General features: G+C 35.0%; 21 protein-coding genes. 14 read left to right on the forward strand and 7 right to left on the reverse strand.

The window, feature by feature from the left end; genetic code table 11:
- Window positions 1–62: 62 nt before the first annotated feature.
- The 4 genes from ileS to folE form a co-directional block, all read right to left on the reverse strand.
- A complete protein-coding gene (gene ileS / locus J3U24_RS11045) occupies window positions 63–2,870 on the reverse strand; it encodes an isoleucine--tRNA ligase (protein WP_220225365.1) in 2,808 nt (935 codons plus the stop codon).
- Window positions 2,871–2,908: 38 nt separating this feature from the next.
- On the reverse strand, window positions 2,909–3,847 hold the full coding sequence (gene ribF, locus J3U24_RS11050; protein WP_220225364.1) for a bifunctional riboflavin kinase/FAD synthetase: 939 nt from the start codon (window positions 3,845–3,847) through the stop codon (window positions 2,909–2,911).
- A 165-nt stretch (window positions 3,848–4,012) separates the two neighbouring features.
- A complete protein-coding gene (locus J3U24_RS11055) occupies window positions 4,013–4,510 on the reverse strand; it encodes a hypothetical protein (protein WP_065563825.1) in 498 nt (165 codons plus the stop codon).
- 17 nt (window positions 4,511–4,527) lie between these two features.
- Window positions 4,528–5,184 (reverse strand): GTP cyclohydrolase I FolE, encoded by a 657-nt coding sequence (gene folE, locus J3U24_RS11060; protein WP_267331093.1) that lies wholly within the window; start codon window positions 5,182–5,184, stop codon window positions 4,528–4,530.
- A gap of 205 nt (window positions 5,185–5,389) precedes the next feature.
- Between folE and polA the strand changes: the two genes are divergently transcribed.
- From polA to J3U24_RS11120, 12 genes are all read left to right on the forward strand, one after another.
- Window positions 5,390–8,164, forward strand: coding sequence for a DNA polymerase I (gene polA / locus J3U24_RS11065; protein WP_267337755.1), 2,775 nt, complete (start codon window positions 5,390–5,392; stop codon window positions 8,162–8,164).
- A 230-nt stretch (window positions 8,165–8,394) separates the two neighbouring features.
- Window positions 8,395–9,819 (forward strand): glutamate--tRNA ligase, encoded by a 1,425-nt coding sequence (gltX, locus tag J3U24_RS11070; RefSeq protein ID WP_267337756.1) that lies wholly within the window; start codon window positions 8,395–8,397, stop codon window positions 9,817–9,819.
- Window positions 9,820–9,863: 44 nt separating this feature from the next.
- Window positions 9,864–11,450, forward strand: a complete 1,587-nt coding sequence (locus J3U24_RS11075) for an intermembrane phospholipid transport protein YdbH family protein (RefSeq protein WP_267337757.1) — start codon at window positions 9,864–9,866, stop codon at window positions 11,448–11,450.
- 18 nt (window positions 11,451–11,468) lie between these two features.
- Window positions 11,469–11,654: a YnbE family lipoprotein gene (locus tag J3U24_RS11080; protein ID WP_065563820.1), complete on the forward strand. Its 186-nt coding sequence runs from the start codon at window positions 11,469–11,471 to the stop codon at window positions 11,652–11,654.
- A 106-nt stretch (window positions 11,655–11,760) separates the two neighbouring features.
- On the forward strand, window positions 11,761–12,099 hold the full coding sequence (locus J3U24_RS11085) for a YdbL family protein (protein WP_267337758.1): 339 nt from the start codon (window positions 11,761–11,763) through the stop codon (window positions 12,097–12,099).
- Window positions 12,100–12,257: 158 nt separating this feature from the next.
- Entirely contained in the window at window positions 12,258–13,931 is a 1,674-nt protein-coding gene (gene asnB / locus J3U24_RS11090; protein ID WP_267337759.1) for an asparagine synthase B, read from the forward strand.
- A 312-nt stretch (window positions 13,932–14,243) separates the two neighbouring features.
- Window positions 14,244–15,224 carry a D-isomer specific 2-hydroxyacid dehydrogenase family protein gene (locus J3U24_RS11095; RefSeq protein ID WP_267337760.1) on the forward strand — a complete coding sequence of 327 codons (981 nt, stop codon included), beginning with the start codon at window positions 14,244–14,246 and terminating at the stop codon, window positions 15,222–15,224.
- Window positions 15,225–15,272: 48 nt separating this feature from the next.
- Window positions 15,273–16,091 carry a PTS mannose/fructose/sorbose/N-acetylgalactosamine transporter subunit IIC gene (locus tag J3U24_RS11100; RefSeq protein ID WP_416380420.1) on the forward strand — a complete coding sequence of 273 codons (819 nt, stop codon included), beginning with the start codon at window positions 15,273–15,275 and terminating at the stop codon, window positions 16,089–16,091.
- Between the two features lie 38 nt (window positions 16,092–16,129).
- Window positions 16,130–16,990: a PTS system mannose/fructose/sorbose family transporter subunit IID gene (locus J3U24_RS11105; RefSeq protein WP_065563815.1), complete on the forward strand. Its 861-nt coding sequence runs from the start codon at window positions 16,130–16,132 to the stop codon at window positions 16,988–16,990.
- A gap of 26 nt (window positions 16,991–17,016) precedes the next feature.
- Complete coding sequence (locus J3U24_RS11110; protein ID WP_065563814.1) at window positions 17,017–17,514, forward strand: PTS system mannose/fructose/N-acetylgalactosamine-transporter subunit IIB; 498 nt, start codon at window positions 17,017–17,019, stop codon at window positions 17,512–17,514.
- Window positions 17,515–17,530: 16 nt separating this feature from the next.
- Window positions 17,531–17,974, forward strand: a complete 444-nt coding sequence (locus J3U24_RS11115) for a PTS sugar transporter subunit IIA (protein WP_065733560.1) — start codon at window positions 17,531–17,533, stop codon at window positions 17,972–17,974.
- Window positions 17,975–18,100: 126 nt separating this feature from the next.
- Window positions 18,101–19,042, forward strand: coding sequence for a hypothetical protein (locus tag J3U24_RS11120; protein WP_267337762.1), 942 nt, complete (start codon window positions 18,101–18,103; stop codon window positions 19,040–19,042).
- Between the two features lie 72 nt (window positions 19,043–19,114).
- On the opposite strand, the gene satP is transcribed toward J3U24_RS11120, so the two are convergent.
- Complete coding sequence (gene satP, locus J3U24_RS11125; RefSeq protein ID WP_065733562.1) at window positions 19,115–19,687, reverse strand: acetate uptake transporter; 573 nt, start codon at window positions 19,685–19,687, stop codon at window positions 19,115–19,117.
- Window positions 19,688–19,915: 228 nt separating this feature from the next.
- On the opposite strand from satP, the gene dnaK reads away from it, so the two are divergent.
- Together dnaK and dnaJ are read left to right on the forward strand one after the other, a co-directional pair.
- Window positions 19,916–21,829, forward strand: coding sequence for a molecular chaperone DnaK (dnaK, locus tag J3U24_RS11130; RefSeq protein WP_267331099.1), 1,914 nt, complete (start codon window positions 19,916–19,918; stop codon window positions 21,827–21,829).
- Window positions 21,830–21,955: 126 nt separating this feature from the next.
- The gene (dnaJ, locus tag J3U24_RS11135; RefSeq protein WP_065563809.1) at window positions 21,956–23,092 is read left to right on the forward strand and encodes a molecular chaperone DnaJ; all 1,137 of its coding nucleotides are present in this window, start codon (window positions 21,956–21,958) and stop codon (window positions 23,090–23,092) included.
- Window positions 23,093–23,292: 200 nt separating this feature from the next.
- Here the strand turns inward: dnaJ and grcA are convergent, their stop codons facing one another.
- Both grcA and J3U24_RS11145 read right to left on the reverse strand, forming a co-directional pair.
- Window positions 23,293–23,676 carry an autonomous glycyl radical cofactor GrcA gene (gene grcA, locus J3U24_RS11140; protein ID WP_065563808.1) on the reverse strand — a complete coding sequence of 128 codons (384 nt, stop codon included), beginning with the start codon at window positions 23,674–23,676 and terminating at the stop codon, window positions 23,293–23,295.
- 167 nt (window positions 23,677–23,843) lie between these two features.
- Entirely contained in the window at window positions 23,844–24,410 is a 567-nt protein-coding gene (locus J3U24_RS11145) for a DJ-1/PfpI family protein (RefSeq protein WP_267337763.1), read from the reverse strand.
- Window positions 24,411–24,566 lie beyond the last annotated feature (156 nt).

Below are 24,566 nucleotides of genomic sequence, written 5' to 3' on the forward strand. Positions count from 1 at the left end.
GGCGGTAAGTGTTCTTAATTGCTATAAAATTATTTTTATAGCCCTATTTATTTTTATATCACTTAGGCAAAATGTCTAACTTCACCATTACCATGAATGTTTTGTTCACAACGTTTACATAAGTGAGTGGTTGGGTTGTTATCAACTGTAAAATGCCAGCAACGAGGACATTTATCGCCTTGTGCTTTAGCAAGCTCAATTTTAAGACCTTGAATATCACTTTGTACCGCATGTTGTGGTGCATTTTCTAAAGGTTTCACCGTCGCTTGTGAAGTCAGTAATACAAAGCGTAATTCGTTTTCTAATTTAGCGAGAGCCGTTGCTATTTCGCTATTAGCATAAAGGGTTACCGCTGCTTCAAGTGATCCCCCGATAACTTTATCATTACGGCCTTGTTCTAAAACTTTATTGACTTCACTTCGAATAGCTAAGATTTGAGCCCAATAAGCACTGTTTAATGTTTCACTATCTGATAAGGTAAATAGCAAGGTATACCATTCATCTTCAAATACAAATTCAGATTTTTCAGAAGCAGGTAGATATTGCCAAATTTCATCAGCAGTGAATGATAAAACTGGTGCAATCCAACGAACCATTGCTTGAGCGATATGATATAACGCAGTTTGACAACTATGGCGCGCAACACTATCGCTTTTTGCTGTATATTGACGATCTTTGATAATATCTAAATAGAATGAGCCCATTTCGATTGAGCAAAATTGCATAATACGTTGTACGACTCTATGGAAATCGTAGTTTTCATAAGCTTGAATGATTTGCTCTTGAGCTTCTTTAGCTATACTGACAGCCCAACGATCAAGTACTACCATATCTTCTGGTTTAACCATATCTTTAGCTGGATCGAAACCATTTAAGTTAGCCAGTAAGAAGCGTGCGGTATTACGAATACGACGGTAGCTATCGGCTGCACGTTTAATGATTTCATCTGAATAACTCATTTCGCCTGAATAATCAGTCGATGCAATCCACAAACGTAAAATATCTGCCCCAAGTTTATTCATCACTTCTTGTGGGGTCACAATGTTACCAAGTGATTTAGACATCTTACGTCCTTGTCCATCGACAACAAAACCGTGAGTTAATACTTGTTTATACGGTGCTTTGTTATCAATTGCCGTTGATAGCATTAATGAAGACATAAACCAACCACGATGCTGATCTGAACCTTCTAAGTACATATCGGCTTCGTGCCCTGCAAATTCAGGACGCACGCCAACCACTGAGTAGAATGTTGAGCCTGAATCAAACCATACATCTAGTGTATCGGGCACTTTACGATAATCATCAGCATCAGGACCTAATAAATCTTTAATATCGGCATCCCACCATGCTTGAATACCGTTTTGTTCAACCAATTTAGCCACTTTCTCAACTAGTTGTAATGTGTCTGGATGTAACTCTTCAGTTTCTTTATGCACAAATAGCGTCATAGGCACGCCCCATGTGCGTTGACGTGAAATACACCAATCAGGACGGTTCGCTACCATAGTTTCAATTCGAGCTTGTCCCCAATCTGGAATCCAACGAACTTGTTTGATCTCTTTTAGTGATTGAGCACGTAAACCTTGTTTATCCATACTGATAAACCATTGTGGTGTTGCACGGTAGATAACAGGCGTTTTATGTCGCCAGCAACAAGGATAGCTATGTTCAATATTTTCAAAGTGTAGTAAAGCATTGCGTTCTTTTAATAGTTCAACTACCACTTTATTGGCTTTGAAAACAAATAAACCATCTAAACCAACACCTGTTCCAGGTAAATAACAGCCATTGCCACCAACAGGGTTAGCAACTTCAAGCCCATATTTTTGACCAACTAAAAAGTCTTCAACACCGTGACCAGGCGCCGTGTGCACTGCACCTGTACCTGCGTCAACTGTCACATGTTCACCAAGTACAATTGGTTCATCAAACTCAAGGAAAGGATGTTTAAAGCGTAATAGCTCAAGCGCATCACCTTTACAGCTGCCAAGTACTTTCCATTCTGAAATTTCGGCACGTTTCATGACTGATTCGACCAGATCAGCGGCTAAAATTAAGCATTCTTTATCGTTTATTTGTACTAGTTGATACTCAAATTCAGCATTTAAGGCAATACCTCGGCTGGCAGGTAATGTCCAAGGTGTTGTCGTCCAAATCACGGCATAAATAGTTAGGTCGGTATTAACACCAAATTTACTTGCAACAGCTTGGTTATCTACGGCTTTGAATTTTACATCTATTGCGGGCGATGATTTATCATAATATTCGACTTCAGCTTCCGCTAAAGCTGACATACAATCTGTACACCAATAAACTGGTTTAGCACCTTTGACTAAATGCCCATTTTGAATTACTCTACCTAAAGCACGAATAATATTCGCTTCAGTATCATAGTCCATTGTACGGTATGGATTTTGCCAATCCCCAAGCACACCCATGCGAATAAAATCAGCTTTTTGTAATTCAACTTGTGAAGCAGCATAATCACGACAAATTTGGCGAAACTCAGCTGGTGTTACTTTTACACCTGGTTTACCGACTTGCTCCTCGACTTTTTGCTCAATCGGCAAACCATGACAATCCCATCCTGGAATATATGGGGAGTCATAACCACTTAAGCCTTTTGATTTGATAATAATGTCTTTAATAATTTTATTAACGGCATGACCAATATGAAGTTTTCCGTTTGCATAAGGAGGGCCATCATGCAGAATAAAAGCTTTTTTGCCTTTTTTGCCTTGACGGATTTTGCGATAAAGTTCTTTATCGTACCAATTTTGCAACATCGCCGGTTCACGTTTAGCAAGATCACCTCGCATAGGGAATCCGGTTTCCGGTAAATTCAATGTGTTTTTATAGTCTGTCATGCTGATTTATTCCAGTTAATTTTTGTTGAAACTACTTTTTAATTGGTTAATTTTGCACTGATCTGTTTCGCAGTGCAAACATCTTGTGCAATTTGTTGTTTTAAATCGGTTAGCGAATCAAATTTTTTCTCGTCGCGTAACTTATGAACGAATATAACGTCTAAATATTGTCCATAAATATCACCTGAAAAGTCAAATAGATTAACCTCTAAAATAGCCTTTTTGCCTTCAATGGTTGGTCTTATACCGATATTGGCAATGCCATGATAATGCTGATTACTACAACAGTTTTTGACTTTTACAAAATAGACGCCTTGTAAAGCGGGTTTTTTTCGATTTAAATGAATATTGGCTGTCGGAAATCCTAATTGTCTGGCTAACGCATTGCCATGAACCACTTTCCCTTCAATGGCGTAATTACGGCCTAAAAGGCAATGAGCCAATTTAAAATCACTATTAAATAATGCCTCACGAACAGCCGTACTGCTGATCCTTAAATCATTCCAAACAAACGTAGGCATACTCTCAACTACAAATTGATTGTTATGAGTATATTGTTGTAAAAGATTAATATCACCTTTACGCTCACGACCAAATCGGAAATCATCACCAATAACAATATATTTAGCTTGTAATTTGTTTATCAACCAATCTTGAATAAAATCTGGGGCTAACATATTGGCAAAGGTTTGGGTAAATGGCACCGCAATAATATAGTCGATACCCAATTTTTTAATTAATTCCACTTTTTCTTTAAAAGACGTTAACCTAGCGGGAGCATTTTGTTTGCAAAAAAACTCTAAAGGTTGAGGCTCAAATAACATAACCACTGTTGGTAAGTTTAATTTCTTACTTTGTTTTATTAAATGGTTAATTAATTGTTGATGTCCTAAATGCACGCCATCAAAGTTGCCCAATGTAAGTACACATTGAGTAAATTGATTGTTTAAATTATCAATACCGCGAATGATCTTCATGAAAGCGTGCTATTAATTGTGATGTTTTAACTAAAATAGCTGTGAATTATACCAATCTTTCTTAAAGATGCACGTAATATAAAGTTGATTTGTATTTGATTTTGGGATTTTGATGAATAATCAATTCCCATACAACTGTCACAAAAATCCACTGAATTTGGATTGTTACCAAAAAATCCGACAATAAGCCAGTTCTTTTGCCCGTTTTTTATATTCAGCTTGTTGCTCATTAGGAATAAAAAATCGGTTTTTTTCTATCTCTTCGCACTCTTTTACATCGCGTTTAATGTGCTCTGCTTCTTCTTTTGAAATTCGAAAGAAATGGGTATTAAATATACCGATTTTTGTATCATCATCCATAGTCACTTTGTTTTCTAAACCAAAATTTCTTTCTGATGGATAAGCCAGTCCGTCGAAATAGTCTTGTGATTTTGTGAGTTTTCGCATCGCAATGGTTTGACCATTACCATAAACGTAGTTTTCATTGATAAAGTAATTGTCTCCTTGTTTACTTATTTCAACAAGATTGGCGATCGACGCCGTATGTTTATAATCCGGACCACCTTCAACCCAAAAACCAATAAATTTATCATTATGATTAGATTCCTGTTCAGAACATGCTGTAATAAACAGTATCATAAACATGAGTGATAAATATTTCATTCAATATCCTTATATTATTAATGATTTAATGCGCGCAAAAACTCTTGTCGGGTGCTTGGATTCGTTTTAAATCCTCCACCTAATGCAGTCGTGGTCGTTAAACTATTGGAATCTTTAATACCTCGAGCTTTAACGCAATAGTGTGTAGCGTCAATTGAAACAGCAACATTAACTGTTCCTAATAGCGTCTGTAGTGCCACCAAAATTTGTTGGGTTAATCTTTCTTGCACTTGCGGGCGCTGGGAAAAGAATTCAACAATCCGATTGATTTTTGATAAACCAATCACTTTATCTTTTGGGATATAAGAAACGGTGGCTTTACCGTCAATGGTCACAAAATGGTGCTCACAAACACTGGTTAAAGTAATATCACGAACGGTAATCATTTCATCAACCTGCATTTTGTTTTCAATCAGGGTGATTTTGGGAAAGTTATGATAGTTAAGTCCGGAAAAGATCTCATCAACATACATTTTTGCAACGCGATGCGGAGTTTCAGCAAGGCTATCATCACTCAAATCAAGTTCCATAAGTTTCATGATTTCTCGGAAATGCGCTTCTATTTTTGCTTTCCGTTCGCTATTGTCCATAGGTAAACGACATGATGGGGTTTCAAGATTTTTAGCTGCTAGTGCTTTTTTGACCTCTAGTGCTGCAGGACTTAATTCTGTCATTTATTTGATACTCAGACGAAAATAGATATCAGTATTATATAATAGTGATATAGCGATATACAGTATTTTTAATTAATCAATTTGACTTAAAGATTGATGCGATCTCGAATATTTTTACACTATATTATCGGTGTTCACAAGAATATTGTTACTAATTAGGTTATACTACTAATAATTGTATTAAATAACATTTGGGTAACTATTAATGCCAAATAATACGCCAATTATTTTAATTGATGGCTCTTCTTATCTTTATCGTGCTTTTTTTGCATGTCCTCCATTAACTAATTCCAAAGGTGAGCCAACAGGGGCTATTTTTGGTGTGGTCAATATGATACGCAGTCTAATGAATCAATATGATCCAACTCATATTGCTGTCGTTTTTGATGCGAGTGGCGGATCTTTCCGTAATGAACTTTATAGCGAGTATAAAGCGACTCGAGAAGAAATGCCTGAAAATTTACGGCCCCAAATCGAACCAATTCATACTATTTTAAAAGCGATGGGATTACCGCTGCTTTGTGTAGATGGTGTAGAGGCTGATGATGTGATAGGCACATTGGCTAGACAAGCAGAAAAAGAAAACCTAGAGGTACTAATCAGTACTGGTGATAAAGATATGGCACAATTAGTCAGTGATAAAATCACACTAATAAATACCATGAATAACACAATTCTTGATCCAGAAGGTGTTATGAAAAAATTTGGTGTGCCGCCAGAAAAAATGATTGATTATTTAGCATTAAGAGGTGATACGTCTGATAATATTCCTGGTGTTCCGGGAATTGGTGAAAAAACGGCACTAAATTTATTAACGCATTTTGAAAGTTTAAATGATATTTATAGCCATTTGGATGAAATTGAAAAATTGCCTATTCGTGGTGCTAAATCATTGAAAAGTAAATTGGCTGATCATAAAAAAGAAGCTGACCTTTGTTATTTATTGGCGACAATTAAAACGGATGTTCCATTAGATTTTACGACGGAACAATTACTTATAGGTGATATCGATGCAACTAAATTAGTTGAATTGTTTGCTTATTATGATTTCCATCGTTGGCAAAAAGAATTAATCGCTGGTAACTTTTTAAATCAGCAAAGTCAAATTCCTGTCGAAATTGTAGGGGAATTGCCCTCAATTGACCAAGAAGAGCTAGAGACTGAAATACACGAAAAGGATTATCAATGTATTTTAACCAATACACAATTAGATGAATGGATTGCAACATTAACTAGTTGCGAAGCCTTTGCATTTGATACGGAAACGGATAATGTCGATCATTTCCATGCTAAGCTTGTTGGGATATCGCTAAGTGTTACTCCAAATCAAGCTGCTTATATTCCTCTAGCTCATCAATACCTAGATGTTCCAGAACAGCTACCGCTTAATGATGTATTGGCAAAATTAAAACCAATATTAGAGAATCCTCAAATCAAAAAAATCGTCCAAAATGCCAAATTTGACTACAGTGTATTGGCGAACTATGGCATCCAAGTGCAGGGTATTGCTTATGACACGATGCTAGAGTCCTATGTATTAAATAGCACTCAACGACATGACATGGATAGTATGGCAAAACGCTATTTGAAATATAAAACAATTACTTATGATGAATTAACTAAAGTTGGTAGAAAGCAATCAAGTATTGATACTATTGATATTGAAAAAACAACTCAATATGCAGCAGAAGATGCTGATATTACTTTTCAATTACATCAAAAATTATGGCCACAGCTAGAAAAAAATGAAAAACTCACTAAGTTATTTTCAGACATTGAAATGCCACTAGCAATTATTTTAGCTAACATGGAAAGAACTGGGGTTCTTGTTGATGCTGAACAATTAAAAGCGTATTCAAAAGAACTTAACAAAATATTAAAGCATACTGAAGAAGAGTTACAATTCCTTGCGGGTGAAAAATTTAATCCGGGTTCACCAAAACAAATTCAAGCAATTTTATTTGATAAACACCAATTACCCGTACTCAAAAAAACGCCTAAAGGTGATCCTTCAACCAGTGAAGAAGTATTAAATGAATTAGCAAATACATATGTATTACCTCGTAAAATTTTATATTACCGAGGGTTAGCCAAATTAAAAAATACTTATACCGATAAACTACCGTTGATGATTAGCCCAATTGATCACCGAATTCACACCAATTATAACCAAATTGGTACTGTAACAGGACGATTATCATCGAACGACCCTAATTTACAAAATATTCCTGTTCGAACCGAGGAAGGTCGCCGTATTCGCCAAGCGTTTATCGCCCCAAAAGGTTATAAAATTATTTCAGCTGATTATTCACAAATTGAGCTACGTATTATGGCGCATTTATCGCAGGATAAAAGTTTGCTAAATGCTTTTGCTCATGATAAAGACATTCATCGGGTGACAGCGAGTGAAATTCTAAGTAAACCAGAGCCAGAAGTTACCGCAGAAGAGCGAAGAAGAGCTAAAGCTGTAAATTTCGGATTAATTTATGGCATGAGTGCTTTTGGGTTATCTAAACAAATTAATATTCCTCGTAAAGAAGCAAAATTCTATATTGATCGTTATTTTGAACGTTATCCTGGTGTACAAGTGTATATGGACAGAATTCGTCAACAAGCATCCGAGCAAGGCTACGTTGAAACCTTATCAGGAAGACGATTATATTTACCAAAAATTAGCTCATCTAGAGTTAATGAAAAACGAGGTGCTGAGCGTGCGGCAATTAACGGACCAATGCAAGGTACAGCAGCTGATATTATCAAAATAGCAATGATCAAAATGAGTGAATGGATTAAAACCCAGTCTAACGGTAATATCAGAATGTTAATGCAAGTACACGATGAACTTGTATTTGAGGTTAAAGAAGAGCTTGTTAGTGAATATAGTAAATCTATTAAATCTATCATGGAAAATTGTTATCAACTCTCAGTACCATTAAAAGTGGATGTCGGTATTGGTAATAATTGGGATGAAGCTCATTAATCGCTTTGATAATTTATATTTTTATACTCGATTTTATATTGAGTAACTACTTAAATTAGTTGCTAATTTTGTCTATTACTGACGGCTTGATGAAACCTTTTGACGTGTTAAAATAAGCAACTAAATTGAACTTATTGCAATTGCCTTTCCTATCTATGGAAAGCGGTTAAATAAAAAGAGCATAAGTGATAAATTGACATTTTAGGGCTCTTTATTAATAGGATTATTTCATGAAAATTAAAACCCGTTTTGCACCAAGCCCAACTGGTTACTTACATGTTGGTGGTGCACGTACTGCGCTTTATTCTTGGCTATATACCCGCCATGCGCATGGCGCCTTTGTATTGCGTATTGAAGATACCGACCTTGAACGTTCAACACCAGAAGCGATTGACGCGATTATGGAAGGTATGAATTGGTTAAAATTATCATGGGATGAAGGCCCATATTTCCAAACTAAACGTTTTGATCGTTATAATCAAGTTATTGACGAAATGTTAGCCAATAAAACGGCTTATCGTTGTTATTGCTCAAAAGAGCGCTTAGAAAAATTGCGCGAAGAGCAAATGGCGAAAGGTGAAAAAGCCCGATATGACGGCCATTGTCGTTGTGATGAAGTGCAAAAACAGCATTCACACACTGAGCCACATGTTGTCCGCTTTGCTAACCCGATAGATGGCGTAGTTGTTTTCAATGATCTGATACGTGGTCCAATTGAAATTGCCAATAAAGAGCTTGATGATTTAATCATACGCCGTACTGATGGTTCTCCAACTTATAACTTTTGCGTCGTTGTTGATGATTGGGATATGGAAATTACCCATGTTATTCGTGGTGAAGATCATATTAATAATACGCCTCGCCAAATTAATATTTTAAAAGCACTAGGCGCACCATTACCTGAATATGGTCATGTATCAATGATTTTAGGTGACGATGGACAAAAACTCTCTAAACGTCATGGTGCAGTGAGTGTGATGCAATACCGTGATGATGGTTATCTGCCAGAAGCCTTGCTTAACTATTTAGTTCGTCTAGGCTGGTCTCATGGCGATCAAGAGATATTTTCTGTACCAGAAATGATTGATTTCTTTTCATTAGATGCAGTAAGTAAATCTGCCAGTGCATTTAATACTGAAAAATTACTTTGGTTAAATCATCATTATATTAACCATTTAGATGCTGATTATGTTGCACAGCATTTAGTTTGGCATATGAATCAGCAAGGTTATGATTTAACACAAGGTCCTGATTTAATTACTATAGTGAAACTATTTGGTGAACGTTGTAAAACATTGAAAGAAATGGCTGAGTCATGTACTTATTGCTATCAAGATTTTGATGAGTTTGATGCTGATGCAGCTAAAAAACATTTACGACCTGTTGCAAAAGAACCTTTAGAGCTAATCAAAGCTAAAATTGCAGCAATTTCAGATTTTGATTGGCAAATTGATAAAATTCATCATGCTATTGAGGCAACAGCCACCGAGCTTGAAGTCGGGATGGGTAAAGTAGGTATGCCACTTCGTGTTGCAGTGACGGGAATTGGGCAATCGCCTTCTGTTGACGCAACTGTTTATGCTGTTGGTAAAAAACGTACATTAGCAAGAATTGACAAGGCATTGGCTTATATTGCTAACAGAGAACAAGCATAATAATCGCCGATACTATTCGGCGATCCACTTGTTGAGAGTTTATTATGGCTCGCTTAAAAAAACGTTATTGGATTCCATCTCTTATATTACTCATAATAGTGATATTAAGCTTATATGGTTGGCGATATTGGTTATCATTCAAGGATGAACATAATCTTTCTATAGATTGGCAAGGTATTGATATCGGCCTCAGCGGATTATCTTTTGATGAACTAACTATTTCACAACAGCCACAATTATCGTTAAAAGCGAGCAATGTCAAACTATCGTTGTCAACCTTTACGGCAAAAAGTATTGATATTTACTGGTCCGATTCAACTGATAAATCAGGCTTGCCAAAGGTGACAGATACACAAGAGCTCAATCAATCTTCTCCTAATTCTTCCACTGTATCGACTATCATTTATTGGCTTCCAAATAATATCAATGTCGACTCTTTAACATTTTATCAACAGAAAAAAGAGTTAGTTAACCTGAAGGTTCAGGCCACTAAAGAGCAAAATACAATACAACTTAATCTATCAAGTAATAATCAACACACATTAACTGCTAACCTTTCGTTTGATCAGTTAAATTCTTGCTTCGAAATCAAAGAGGGGGTCTTGACGACTTCCTTGAATCAATTTGGAATAGAAAAAGGTAATCTGACTTTACCATTTACTGGGGTTTTAACTAGCGATAAAGTTATTTTAAAGAGTTCAGACAACGCTTTATTTAATATTGAAAAAGCGAAATTTTCAGATGACTTAATTGTTAAACCATTAGTAGGAAAGCTGACCTTTGAAGTAACAATACCTATTTCGCTTGAATCGAAACAAATTAATGCAAAATCAACATTAACAATTAATAAATTTGATGGCATATTTAAAGCGAGTGAATTTAAATCCGCAGTTGGCAACATCGACATTTCATTTAATAACAATCAATTTACTATTTCAACGCCCGCATTAACTATTCAACAAGTTAATATTGGTGTTAATTTCGAGAAGATTAGATTAGCAGGTAGTTATTCAGCATCGCTAAATGCACCGAGTAAAGGGTTAGTGAAATGGACGAAAGCGCAAGCCGCTATTTTTTCTGGCTCAGTTTTTCTTGATAAGGGACAATTGAATTTAGCTAAATTACCCCAACAATTTAATTTAAGGCTAAAAAAGATACAATTGAAAGATATCTTGGCTAAATATCCTGCTGATGGTTTAGCTGGAGATGGGGCAATTGATGGCACGTTGCCAATAACATTATTACCGTCCAGTAAAAAAGGGACAGCTTTTAATGAAGTCGTCATAAAAAACGGCCAGTTAGTTACGGTTAATGAAGGATATTTACAGTTTGAAAATACGGCACTGAAAAATTATGCTCAAGCTAACCCGAATATGAAAATTCTCACTGATATAATCAAAAATTTTCATTATACTAAGTTGTCGGGTATGGTGAGTTATCAAAATGAAATTGCTAAATTAGGACTAAATATTCAAGGTAATAACCGTGATGTTGAAAATGGTAAAGCGGTGAATTTGAATATAAATCTTGAAGAGAATATTGCAAAACTATTAATAAGTTTACAACTTTCCGATGAAATTAACGAACCTATTCGTAAACGTATTGAAGCGTATTTAAAAAGGAAATCTTGATAGATAAGAGGTTATTCTATGATTAAAACTATTATTACAATTATAGTGTGTAGTGCTGTACTAATGGGTTGTACGCCAACGGTTAAAGTGCAAGCACCAAATGAACCAATTAATATCAATTTGAACGTTAAGATTGATCACGAAATTAATATCAAAGTGGACAAAGCGCTAGATAATATTATTAATAAATCAGGTTTATATTAATATTAATGAGTGCATAAACACGACTTTTATAGCAAAACATTAAAATTTCAACCGTTTTTACATATTTAATTCATCTTAATATGATGTATTTAATAAGGAGTCTGTTATGAATAAAAAAGCGATAGTAGCATTATTATCAATCTTATTAGCTATGCCAGTTTTTGCTTTAAATTTAGATCAAGCGATTAATTCACTACCTCAAGCAAAAGCAAATGGTTTAGTTGGAGAACAAACCGATGGTTATTTAGGCGTTGTAAAAAATGAAGGTAATGCAAGCGAAATTGCCCAATTAATTAATCAGGCTCGTAAACAAGAGTACCAAAAAGTATCAGCTGAAAGTAACGTGCCACTAGTTGAAGTTCAAAACAAAGCAGGAAGTAAAGCTCAAGAAAAAACGCCTGCTGGTCAATACATCAAACAGCAAGGGCAGTGGATAAAAAAATAAAAGCAATCTTTATTATAGGAAAAGTATAACGATATTGTACTTTAATTGTTAATCAATAATGTGTATCCTGTTATTTTTGTGATTTGCTTGCAATAATATTTAAAATAAATTTTATTAGTAAATAGTATCGCTATAGCGATTTTAAATGGAGAAATTCAATGTGTTCGATTTTAGGTATTCTTGATATTAAATCAGATCCGGAACAGCTACGAACAAAAGCATTAGAGCTATCAAGCCTGCAACGTCATCGTGGCCCTGATTGGTCTGGTATTTTTGCTTCTGATAAAGCGATTTTAGCTCATGAACGTCTATCAATTGTAGATGTTAATACTGGATCTCAACCGCTTTATAATAAAGATAAAACATTAGTTTTAGCGGTTAATGGCGAAATTTATAATCATCAAGAACTCCGAAATCAGTACAAAGATCGTTATGAATTCCAAACAGGCTCTGATTGTGAAGTGATCTTAGCTTTATATCAAGAAAAAGGTATACACTGTCTTGATGACTTACAAGGTATGTTTGCGTTTATTCTTTATGATATTAATAAAGGCACCTATTTTATTGGTCGTGATCATATCGGTATCATTCCGATGTATATGGGACATGATGAAAACGGCACGTTTTACGTTGCGTCTGAAATGAAAGCATTGGTTCCGGTTTGTAAAACGATTGAGGCTTTTCCTCCTGGAAGTTACTTATCAAGTACAGAAGGTAAAATTAAAACCTATTACAAACGTGATTGGATGGAATATGATAACGTCAAAGATAATAAGACAGATATCAATGAACTTCGTGTTGCACTAGAAGAGTCTGTAAAAAGTCATCTTATGTCAGATGTTCCTTATGGCGTTTTATTATCTGGTGGACTTGATTCTTCTGTTATTTCAGCAATTACTAAAAAGTTTTCTGCTCGTCGCGTTGAAGATCATGAAAAATCAGAAGCATGGTGGCCACAATTGCACTCATTTGCGGTTGGTTTAAAAGGTGCCCCAGATCTTAAGGCTGCACAAGCAGTTGCTGATCATCTAGGTACTGTTCACCACGAAATTAACTTCACCATTCAAGAAGGTATTGATGCAATCCGTGATGTTATTTATTTTATCGAAACGTATGATGTAACAACGATTCGTGCCTCAACCCCAATGTATTTAATGGCAAGAAAAATTAAAGCAATGGGCATCAAAATGGTCCTATCAGGTGAAGGTGCTGATGAAGTGTTTGGTGGTTACCTCTATTTCCACAAAGCGCCAAATGCCAAAGAGTTCCATGAAGAAACTGTCCGAAAATTAGCCGCGTTACATATGTATGACTGTGCACGTGCTAATAAAGCAATGGCTGCATGGGGCGTTGAAGCGCGTGTACCTTTCTTGGATAAAAAATTCTTAGATGTGGCAATGCGTATTAATCCGAAAGATAAAATGTGTGGTAGTAACGGTAAAATGGAAAAACACATTGTTCGTGAAGCATTTGAATCTTACTTACCAGCTTCAGTGGTATGGCGTCAAAAAGAACAATTCTCTGACGGTGTAGGCTACAGTTGGATCGATACCTTAAAAGAAATTGCTGAAAGCAAAATTACGGATCAACAGCTAGAAAATGCAAAATTCCGTTTCCCATACAATACGCCAACATCAAAAGAAGCGTATATGTATCGTGAGATTTTTGACGAATTATTCCCTGTTGAAAGTGCAGCACACTGTGTACCAGGTGGTCCTACCGTTGCTTGTTCAACTGCAAAAGCAATTGAATGGGATGAATCATTTAAAAATCTAAATGATCCGTCAGGCCGTGCAGCAGTTGGTGTACATAATGATGCTTATAAAAAATAGCAATCTTAAATTTTATAAAGGGCATGATTGCCCTTTTTTTATGTCTTGAACTCGTTAATGCTACATTCCTAAAGCTATATTCTTAAAGTCCTCCAGCATTATTAGTATATTTTCTGATAGAAAATAAATATCCCCTTATCAAAGCCGATTTTTATAATATTTCTTAAATATGTGATCTAAATTCATTTTTTTTTAAATCATTTTAATTATAATCAATGTTACCTGTCACATTTAAGTTAAAAAGAGGTTTATGAGCGTTAATTTTTTATAAAAAAGCAATAACGTTTATCTTTTATAAATTAGGAGTATGGAGTGGATAATTATAAAATTGCGATAATTAACTCAAGTAGTTTTGGAAAGTATTTTCCAGATCATTTAAAACGATTAGAAAAAATTGGTGAAGTAAAGCATTTTACTTTTGATAATGATATACCAGGGAAGGAATTAGCAAAGGCTTTAGAAGGTTTCAATATTTTTATTGCTAGTGTTAGACCTTTTTTTAACAAAGATTTTTTTGATAATAAAAAAGACCCTTTGTTTTTAATTTCTCGTCATGGAATAGGTTTTAATAATGTTGATGTTGTTGCTGCAAGGGAACATGGAACGATTGTAACAATTGTACCGCCTCTAGTGGAGCGAGATGCTGTAGCCGAAAATGCAGTGACTAATTTACTTGCATTAATTAGGCAAACAGTTCAGTCACAAGCTGCAGTGAAATCAAATGATTGGAAAAAAAGAGCCTCTTTTTTGGGTATCAATGTTACGGGTAAAGTTGTTGGCGTTATTGGTTGTGGGAATATTGGAAGTCGTGTGGCAGAAATTTTTAAACACGGGTTTAATGCGCGCTTACTTGTTGTAGATCCAAACGTAAATAAACAATGGGCTAATCAACATAATATTGAAATTGTTGATTTAGAGTATTTACTAAAACATGCGGATATCATTTCTCTAAATGCTTCATTAAATGAAACTAGTTATCATATCTTAAAAGATCACCAATTTTATTTAATGAAAAAAGGCGTTTACATTACCAATACTGCTCGAGCTGAATTGATTGATGAAAATGCACTATTACACGCATTAAATGAAGGTATTGTCGCTGGTCATGCAACTGACGTAATGTATGTCGAGCCTTCATATAACGATAATCCTTTAGTTCAACACCCAAAAGTTCTTGTTACTCCACATACATCCGCTTATGCCATTGAGTGTTTGCAAGGTATGGGGGAGAAATGTGTCGAAGATGTAGAGAAATTTGTCAATAAGCAAGAATTACAATCAATTGTTTCTTAAAATTTTTTAAACATTATAAAAAAATCTAGGAGTTTATATATGCAAGAAATGCATGTAACGTTTCTTCAAGCAACCATTATTTCAATATGGGTTGCAATGGTAATGTCTCGGGGGCTGGGTGGAGCAACATTAACACTCAGATTCTCACCGATGATGACGGGGTTAATTGTTGGAATAGTCTTTAATGATATTTCAAACGCGATGATAATAACCGCAGCAATACAGTTAATTTATATGGGGGTATTTTCTCCTGGCGGACAAATGCCATCAGAACCCGCAATTGCAACTGCTGTCGCTGTACCTGTCGCATTACTCGGCGATATGCAACCAGCAGCTGCGGTGGCGGTAGCCGTACCTGTTGGTTTGTTAGGATCGTATTTATACCAATTAAGATTTTTCCTCAATACAATGATTATGAAATTAACTGAACGATATGCTGACGAAGCTAACAGTTCGGGATTAACTTTATCAATTATTATCTTACCAATCATTTGTAGTGTCGCACTCTTTTTACCATTTATGTTTGTCGCACTCTATTTTGGTGCGCCAATAATTGCAGATATCATTAAATCCAATGCTGGTGGACTTGTTTTCCATGTCCTTAATGTAATTGGTGGTGGTCTTGCAGCAGTAGGTATTGCTCTGACTATTTATGTTATCGGTAAGAAAAATTACATCATTTTCTTCTTATTAGCTTACTTCATGGCCGTAATTGCAAAACCACTGAATATCACAATGGTTACCTACGCAATTGTCGGCGCTATTGTTGCGTTTATCTTTGTCCTTGCAAAGAATGAAGCGGTTAATTCTGCGGCTGAGCAACCTAGAAGTAATTCAAATAACCAAGTAGATGATGACGATTATTAATCTTTAATTGATTAATAAATTAAAAAGAGGAATTTATAATGACTGAAATCGTACAAGAAAGTATTGATCTCAAACCGGAAGCAATAACTAAAAAAGATATCACTATTGCATGGTTACGTTGGTATTATGCAAATGAAATCCCACACTCATTTGACCGCTATCTAGCCGCTTCTTTAATGTGGGGATTGATGCCAATTCTCAAAAAATTATATAAATCAAAAAGTGAGCTTTCAGCAGCTTATCAAAGACACTTATTGTTCTTTAACACTCAATTAACCTGGGGTGGCGGAACAATTTCAGGAATTATGGCGTCACTAGAAGCTGTAAGAGCAGATGAAGTTTATCAAAAGAAACCGATCAGCATTGATAACGACGTTCTCTATAATACAAAAGCTGGTTTAATGGGGGCTTTAGCCGGAATAGGTGACGCAATCGACTCTGGAACAGTGCAATATATCTTTATTGCAATTGCGCTTCCTTGGGCTCAAGAAGGCCTAGCAATTGGTGCTTTATTTCCTTTCATTGCATTTGTTATCTATCAACTTTTTGTTGGGTACTATTTTGCTCAGTTAGGATTCAAATTGGGTAGAAATGCAGCTACCGAAGTGGTTGGTAATAAAATGCAAATGGTCATTGAAGGCTTATCCATTCTAGGCCTATTCATGATGGGTATTTTAGCTGCTAACTACATAAAAGTATCATCAAGTTTGAAATTCAATTTATCCGGTAAAGAATTTGTCATCCAAGATACGTTGGATAAAATCCTACCGGGTGTATTGCCTCTTATGGTCGTGATGGGATTATATTTCTATTTTTCTAAGAAAGGGTTAAAAGTAACTCAAGCATTAGTTGGATTAACCATAATACTTGGTGTATTAGCAGCCATTGGAATTTTATAAAATTAAAAAAATATAGAGGTAAAATTATGGGAAAAGTAGTGTTAGCGCGTGTAGATAGCCGCCTTATTCATGGTCAAGTTGCAACTAATGTCTCTAAAGCAGCTGGAGCAAATGCGTTATTTGTAGCCGATGATTACTCAGCAAATGATGAATTTACTAAAAATATTATATTAGGTGCTGGGGCAAGTACAGGACACAAAATAAGAGTATTAAAAGAAGATGGCGCGGTAAGATATTGGAATGATCGCCAGTATGATGATTTTAATGTTATTTTGATAACAAAAAATATAGAAGTTATGTATAAAATCATTAAAGCGGGTGTGCCAATAACTAATCTTAATATTGGAGGTTTACCGCTAGTACCTGGAGCAACTTCAATAATTAAAGAAGTATCGATTAATAAAGAACAACTTGATTTACTAATCGATTTACAAAACAGCTTCCCTAATATGGATATCTATTTTCAAGCGACGCCTTCGTTGAAAAAAGTCACATTAAACGAAGCGATTAAGATGTTTGAATAATATAGGTATCGAAAATATGATAGGTGTTTTATTAGTTAGTCATGGCAAAATGGCTGAAGGGATTAAAGATAGTGTATCAATGATTGTTGGAGAACAAGATAAATTTGAATCACTATCACTCAATCCAGGACAAGATATTGAACAATTAAAAGATAATTTATTTGATTGTTCAAAATCTCTAGACTCAGGGCAAGGTGTCTTAATTTTTGTTGATTTATTGGGTGCCTCGCCTTATAACGCATCAATGCGATGTTTGCCAGAATGGGAAAAATTAGGTATGAATGTCCGCGTCATTACCGGTATGAACTTGCCAATGGTAATTAATGCTGTATGTAATAGAGATTCATTATCACTACTTGATTTGGCAAAAGAGTGTGTTGAAACTGGACATGAGAATATCCAAGAAGCGATTAGCAATATGGCTAATTTCTCCCAATCTCAAAATGAAGATGATTATTGATTAAACTAACATCTTCTATAGATAATATTATTTGATAATCATTATTTTAATATTATCTATTTGTTTCGCTGTTAGTGTGACTAATATCGCACTAACAGTTTTTCTAAATTAAAATAATTATTAAAAATGGATAAATTTAAAGACCTTGTACTAAGATACTGTGTCATTTTTGGCAAAAGATTTACGTCTAAAGAAAAAATCACTTTTTTAAGAGTGATATCTAAAGAACTTACTCAATTGGGCTATATAGTTGATGCTAAATTAGCAAAATTAAAGTTAGCAACAAGACGGTATGAAAATTATTACAACGCTTATATTGGTAATTTAGATCAAGCTGAATTAATCATTTGTACCTATTATGATACTGGTATTAAAAATTTTAATTTTAATAAAAAATATGCATTCACGCCTCACTTTAGTAAATTAGGCTATTTTATAAGTATTTCGCCAATTATTTTCTTATTCATCACCTCATTGGTATTAAATTACTGGGTGTTCATACCCAAAATTCAGTCGCAGGGTTTTTTTAGTATTCCCGGCGTATCGTCTATTGTTTCGACTATTTTATTATTTTTTATTATTTTGAAATACAAAAGTGGCATTCCGAATCAAAAGAATTTTGTTTGTAACTCTTCAAGTATTATTACAATTATCAATTTAATTAATAAATTAGATAAAAAAGAAAAGAAGAAGATTGCTTTTGTTTTATATGATGATGGTAATAATGGACAATATGGCCTAAAGATGCTGGAAAGCTATGCAAAACAATTGAAAAATAAAAAATTCATATTTATTGATAGCATTGGAAATGGTGATGAATTGATTTATTTAAAACCTGAAGAGTCAAATATTCATTTAGAAAATATTGTTTTTAAACAAGGAACAATGGACATCCAATTTCCAAATTACATTATGATGACATCGGGAACAATGGATAACAGTGGTAAAATTATGATAAATAATGCTTTTAGCTCAAAAGATAATAATTTATCTGAAGAAATAATAAATAAACATACCCAGTCTCTTTTAAATGTATGTAAATCATTGATAAATTCAAATAAAAATTAAAAGCTAGATTTTTTATTTTCCTTTTCAAAAACATCACATCTACCAATTTTGTTAGTAGATGTGATGTTCTTATCAATGCTGAGATTTTGCACCAACTGGTAAAATTGTACGTCCATATTGTTCATTAAGCACTTCAGCCATCGCTAAATAAATAGCACTGGCACCGCAAATAATACCCTCAAAACCGGCAATATGAATGATGTCATGGTTACCACAAATGTTACCAATTGCTAATAAAGCAAATAAAACAGTTAAACTTGCAAAAACAAATTGTAATACTCGATTACCTTTTAAAGTACCGATAAACATAAATGCGGTAAAAATTCCCCATAATGCCAGGAATATACCCACAAAAGTTGCATCAGTTGGAGCGGTTGCTGGTGATGTCGGTAAATACCAAATACCAACAAGAGCGATCCAAAAGAAACCATATGAAGTAAACGCTGTAGTACCAAAAGTATTACCTTTACGAAATTCTAAAATTCCAGCGATCACCTGTGCCAGTCCTCCATAAAAAATACCCATTGACACAATGGCCGTCATGACAGGAAAAAAACCTGCGTTATGAATATTTAATAAAATTGTAGTCATACCAAAACCCATTAAGCCGAGAGGACCAGGGTTTGCTAATTTAGTTTGTTCCATAAAGATCCTATAAATTAATTTTCATAATAAAAAAGGCGGCAATAATAAGTGTAGAGAGGTCTATAATCAAGATTTAAGAAAAAATAATTTATTTTGCCCCTTGATATTAAAAATATTGTTCCCATTTATGTGAAAACAATTACATATCTTTGTCAAAATAAGGACTTGAAATTAAATATTTAAGACTTATATACAAAGAATAAAATACAGGTTTGAGGAGAAACGATTATGGGTAAAATTATTGGTATCGACTTAGGTACAACAAATTCATGTGTTGCAGTAATGGATAACGGCCAAGCAAAAGTATTAGAAAATGCCGAGGGTGATCGCACAACCCCATCGATTATTGCTTACACACAAGATGGCGAAATTCTAGTTGGTCAACCAGCTAAACGCCAAGCAGTAACCAATCCACAAAATACATTATTTGCGATTAAACGTTTAATCGGTCGTCGTTATGAAGACGCTGAAGTACAACGTGATGTTGGCATCATGCCATATAAAATTGTTAAAGCAGACAATGGCGATGCATGGGTTGATGTTAAAGGCCAAAAAATTGCTCCACCACAAATTTCTGCTGAAGTATTGAAGAAAATGAAAAAAACAGCAGAAGATTATCTTGGTGAGCCAGTAACTGAAGCAGTAATTACTGTTCCTGCTTATTTTAATGACGCACAACGTCAAGCAACTAAAGATGCTGGTCGTATTGCTGGTTTAGATGTTAAACGTATCATCAACGAACCAACAGCAGCAGCATTAGCGTATGGTTTAGATAAAGATGTCGGTAACCGCACAATTGCAGTTTATGACCTTGGTGGTGGTACATTTGATATCTCAATTATCGAAATTGATGATGTTGATGGTGAAAAAACATTCGAAGTATTAGCAACTAATGGTGATACTCACTTAGGTGGTGAAGACTTTGACTCTCGTTTAATTAACTATTTAGTTGATGAATTTAAACGTGAACAAGGATTCGATCTTAAAAATGATCCACTTGCAATGCAACGTCTAAAAGAAGCAGCTGAAAAAGCGAAAATTGAATTATCATCAGCACAACAAACTGATATTAACTTACCATATATCACTGCTGATGCAACTGGACCAAAACACTTAAATATCAAAGTGACTCGCGCTAAACTTGAATCATTAGTTGAAGATTTAGTTAAACGCTCAATGGAACCAGTTAAAACAGCATTAAAAGATGCAGGTCTTACTGTTTCTGATATTAAAGATGTGATTTTAGTTGGTGGTCAAACACGTATGCCAATGGTACAAAAAGCCGTTGCAGACTTCTTTGGCAAAGAACCACGTAAAGACGTTAACCCTGACGAAGCAGTAGCAGTAGGTGCTGCGGTACAAGGTGGTGTATTAGGTGGTGATGTTAAAGACGTATTATTACTTGACGTAACACCATTATCATTAGGTATTGAAACAATGGGTGGTGTAATGACTACCTTGATTGAGAAAAACACAACTATTCCAACTAAACATAGTCAAGTGTTCTCAACTGCTGAAGATAATCAATCTGCGGTAACCATTCATGTGTTACAAGGTGAACGTAAACGTGCAAGTGATAACAAATCATTAGGTCAATTTAACCTTGATGGAATTCAAGCTGCACCACGCGGTATGCCACAAATTGAAGTAACATTTGATATCGATGCTGATGGTATATTGCATGTATCAGCAAAAGATAAAAATACTGGTCGTGAACAAAACATTACCATTAAAGCATCTTCAGGATTAAGTGAAGAAGAGATCCAAAAAATGGTAAATGATGCAGAAGCAAATGCTGATGCTGACCGTAAATTTGAAGAATTAGCTCAAATTCGTAACCAAGCTGATCATCTTGTTCACTCAACTCGTAAACAAGTGACTGAAGCTGGCGATCAATTATCAGCTGATGACAAAACCGCTATCGAAAGCGCCGTGAGTGATTTAGAAAATGCTGCACGCGGTGAAGATAAAGCAGAAATCGAAGCTAAAATTAATGCATTAATGGAAGCTTCAAAAAAATTACTTGAGTTAGCTCAACAACAAGCTCAAGCTGATCAATCTGCAAGCCAAGCAAATAGCGCAAACTCTGCTGATGATGTAGTTGATGCGGACTTCAAAGAAGTTGATGATGAGAAAAAATAAGCATTAACTAATATGTTTTTTAATGAGTTATTTCAACGAGTTTTAAACATGTAAAACATTAAACGGGCGCGAGGTAACTCAAGCCCGTTTAGTTGTTTATATAATGATTAAAGTTAAAGGTTAATTATGGCGAAGAAAGATTATTATGAAACATTAGGCGTAAGTAAAAGTGCTACTGAAGCTGAGATAAAAAAAGCCTACAAACGCCTAGCCATGAAATATCATCCGGATAAAAATCAGGATAATAAAGCAGAAGCTGAAGCGAAATTCAAAGAAGTCAAAGAAGCTTATGAAATCTTAACCGATCCACAAAAGAAAGCCGCTTATGATCAGTATGGACATGCTGCTTTTGAACAAGGTCAAGGTGGTGCTGGAGGCGGTGGCTTCGGTGGATTTGGTGGTTTTGGTGGAGGTTCTGCATTTGATGATATCTTCAGTGATTTCTTCGGTGGTGGACGAGGACGAGGTCAAACCGCGTCACGAGGCGATGATTTACAATACAACATCTCATTAACGCTAGAAGAAGCAGCAAGTGGCGTAAGTAAAGAGATAAAAGTACCAACATGGGTAACTTGTGATGTATGTCATGGACAAGGAACAGAAAAATCATCTGATGTCGTAACGTGTGATACATGTCATGGCGCTGGTGTTGTACAAATGCGACAAGGCTTCTTTGCTGTACAGCAAGAGTGTCCAACCTGTCACGGTCGTGGAAAAATTGTTAAAAATCCATGTAAAAAATGTCATGGTGAAGGACGTATTCAGAAAACGAAAACACTATCTGTTACCATCCCTGCTGGCGTGGATACCGGAAACCGTATTCGACTTTCAGGCGAAGGTGAAGCGGGACTTAATGGCGCCCCAGCCGGAGATTTATACGTTCAGGTACAAGTAAAACCACATGCAATCTTTGAACGTGATGGTACAAACTTACATTGTGAAATTCCAATTAACATTGTTTTAGCATCACTTGGTGGTGAAGTAGAAGTACCAACACTAAATGGTAAAGTCAGCTTAACCATACCAGCTGAAACTCAAACAGGTAAAATGTTCAGATTGCGTGGAAAAGGAATTAAATCATTACGCGGTAGCGCAGTAGGTGATCTATACTGCCACGTAGTGGTTGAAACCCCAGTAAACTTAACTGGCAAACAAAAAGAGCTACTAAAAGAATTGGGTGAAAGTTTCAAAGCGGACAAAAACTCAAAACACAGCCCAAAAGAAAAAAGCTTTTTTGATAAAGTGAAAAAGTTTTTTGGATAAAATCAATTATCACTTAATAGCGAAGCAGGGTTTCCTACTTCGCTATTTTTTTGACACTCAAACAAGACTAAATGTATCTGTAAATATTAAATGTAAATTTGACCCGGCGCAGTAGTTAACTTGGGTGAAATAAAACCTAAATTAAAAGTTAAAAAAAACCCAGCATAAAGCTGGGCGAAACTTATTGTCAAATAAGAAACTTAGATTTTAGTTGTAAAAGTACGAGCAATAACATCGCGTTGTTGTTCAGCTGTTAACGAGTTAAAACGAACAGCATAACCAGAAACACGAATAGTTAATTGTGGATATTTTTCTGGATGTTGAACAGCGTCTTCTAAAGTCTCACGACGAAGAACGTTCACATTTAAGTGTTGACCACCTTCAACTTTAATTGTTGGTGCTACATCTAATGGAATTTCACGATATTCGATTTGACCAAGTTCAGCAGTTGGGACAACTTGATCTTCTTTATAAACTGATTTAGCAGCAACACAACGAGCTTCTTTTGTTGAATCATCTAATAACCAGAATGAGTTAAGTAGTGCTTTATTATCAGCTTTAGTAATTTGGATACCTGTAATCATTTTAAATCCTCCTAATGGATCTGGACGTTATTGTCCTAAACTATTGAGACTAATATAGCACTTTAAAAATTTGATTAAAATCAAAAAAAGCTATTAATCTGATAAGTTTTACCGTTGATTAGCTTTTTAGCAATTAATAAGGTATAAACTTCAATTATATTGGGGAGTTAATAATGGATATAAATATGTTCGGCTTGAAAGTGAACTTCATCTTTATCTATTTTTAACGATTCTGCTAGTGTAAAAGCGAATTTAAATGCCATACCCAGCCCTTTACCACTCAAAAGATTTCCGTCACAGACAACATCTTGATCAACAAAGATCCCATCTTGAACATTTTTATATAAATCACCAGAACAGACATATTTCCGACCATTTAATAGCTTATTCTTACTCAAAACTTTTGCTGCTGCCGAGCAAATCGGGCAAATCCACTTATCTTCCTTATCGTGGCGTTTAATAAAATTAATCACATTGGGATTATTGCCTAAATTAACTGTGCCATCTGGCCCACCCGGTAAAATCACTGCATCGTATAGCGTTGTTTGTTTATCCTTAAGCAATGCATGAGCTCTCATCTCAATACCATGGTAACTTTTAACCTCAATATCATCTTGGCAGGCTAATAGATGAACGGCTATTTTTACTCGGCAAAGTGCGTTATAGATAATAATGGCTTCAGCTTCTTCAAAACCTTCAGCTAATAAAATGGCTACTTTTGGGATCTTCATCATAAATACTCATAATAATGATTGAAATTTGAATCATTGTTTCATAAATTTTTTTACCAAATAAAAATTATTTTATAAAAATAAGATATATGTGAACAAAATCACATCGACTTTCAAAATTTTGCCATTTTTATAAAAAGTTGGCATATATATTAAAGT

Origin of the sequence: Gilliamella sp. B2785 (assembly GCF_026537005.1) — a bacterium.
Classification (GTDB): Bacteria; Pseudomonadota; Gammaproteobacteria; order Enterobacterales; family Orbaceae; genus Gilliamella; species Gilliamella apicola_E.

Coding starts and splice junctions, on each gene's coding strand:
- ileS (WP_220225365.1), bottom strand. CDS start 2,870: ATGACAGACTATAAAAACACATTGAATTTACCGGAAACCGGATTCCCT.
- ribF (WP_220225364.1), bottom strand. CDS start 3,847: ATGAAGATCATTCGCGGTATTGATAATTTAAACAATCAATTTACTCAA.
- J3U24_RS11055 (WP_065563825.1), bottom strand. CDS start 4,510: ATGAAATATTTATCACTCATGTTTATGATACTGTTTATTACAGCATGT.
- folE (WP_267331093.1), bottom strand. CDS start 5,184: ATGACAGAATTAAGTCCTGCAGCACTAGAGGTCAAAAAAGCACTAGCA.
- polA (WP_267337755.1), top strand. CDS start 5,390: ATGCCAAATAATACGCCAATTATTTTAATTGATGGCTCTTCTTATCTT.
- gltX (WP_267337756.1), top strand. CDS start 8,395: ATGAAAATTAAAACCCGTTTTGCACCAAGCCCAACTGGTTACTTACAT.
- J3U24_RS11075 (WP_267337757.1), top strand. CDS start 9,864: ATGGCTCGCTTAAAAAAACGTTATTGGATTCCATCTCTTATATTACTC.
- J3U24_RS11080 (WP_065563820.1), top strand. CDS start 11,469: ATGATTAAAACTATTATTACAATTATAGTGTGTAGTGCTGTACTAATG.
- J3U24_RS11085 (WP_267337758.1), top strand. CDS start 11,761: ATGAATAAAAAAGCGATAGTAGCATTATTATCAATCTTATTAGCTATG.
- asnB (WP_267337759.1), top strand. CDS start 12,258: ATGTGTTCGATTTTAGGTATTCTTGATATTAAATCAGATCCGGAACAG.
- J3U24_RS11100 (WP_416380420.1), top strand. CDS start 15,273: ATGCATGTAACGTTTCTTCAAGCAACCATTATTTCAATATGGGTTGCA.
- J3U24_RS11105 (WP_065563815.1), top strand. CDS start 16,130: ATGACTGAAATCGTACAAGAAAGTATTGATCTCAAACCGGAAGCAATA.
- J3U24_RS11110 (WP_065563814.1), top strand. CDS start 17,017: ATGGGAAAAGTAGTGTTAGCGCGTGTAGATAGCCGCCTTATTCATGGT.
- J3U24_RS11115 (WP_065733560.1), top strand. CDS start 17,531: ATGATAGGTGTTTTATTAGTTAGTCATGGCAAAATGGCTGAAGGGATT.
- J3U24_RS11120 (WP_267337762.1), top strand. CDS start 18,101: ATGGATAAATTTAAAGACCTTGTACTAAGATACTGTGTCATTTTTGGC.
- satP (WP_065733562.1), bottom strand. CDS start 19,687: ATGGAACAAACTAAATTAGCAAACCCTGGTCCTCTCGGCTTAATGGGT.
- dnaK (WP_267331099.1), top strand. CDS start 19,916: ATGGGTAAAATTATTGGTATCGACTTAGGTACAACAAATTCATGTGTT.
- dnaJ (WP_065563809.1), top strand. CDS start 21,956: ATGGCGAAGAAAGATTATTATGAAACATTAGGCGTAAGTAAAAGTGCT.
- grcA (WP_065563808.1), bottom strand. CDS start 23,676: ATGATTACAGGTATCCAAATTACTAAAGCTGATAATAAAGCACTACTT.
- J3U24_RS11145 (WP_267337763.1), bottom strand. CDS start 24,410: ATGATGAAGATCCCAAAAGTAGCCATTTTATTAGCTGAAGGTTTTGAA.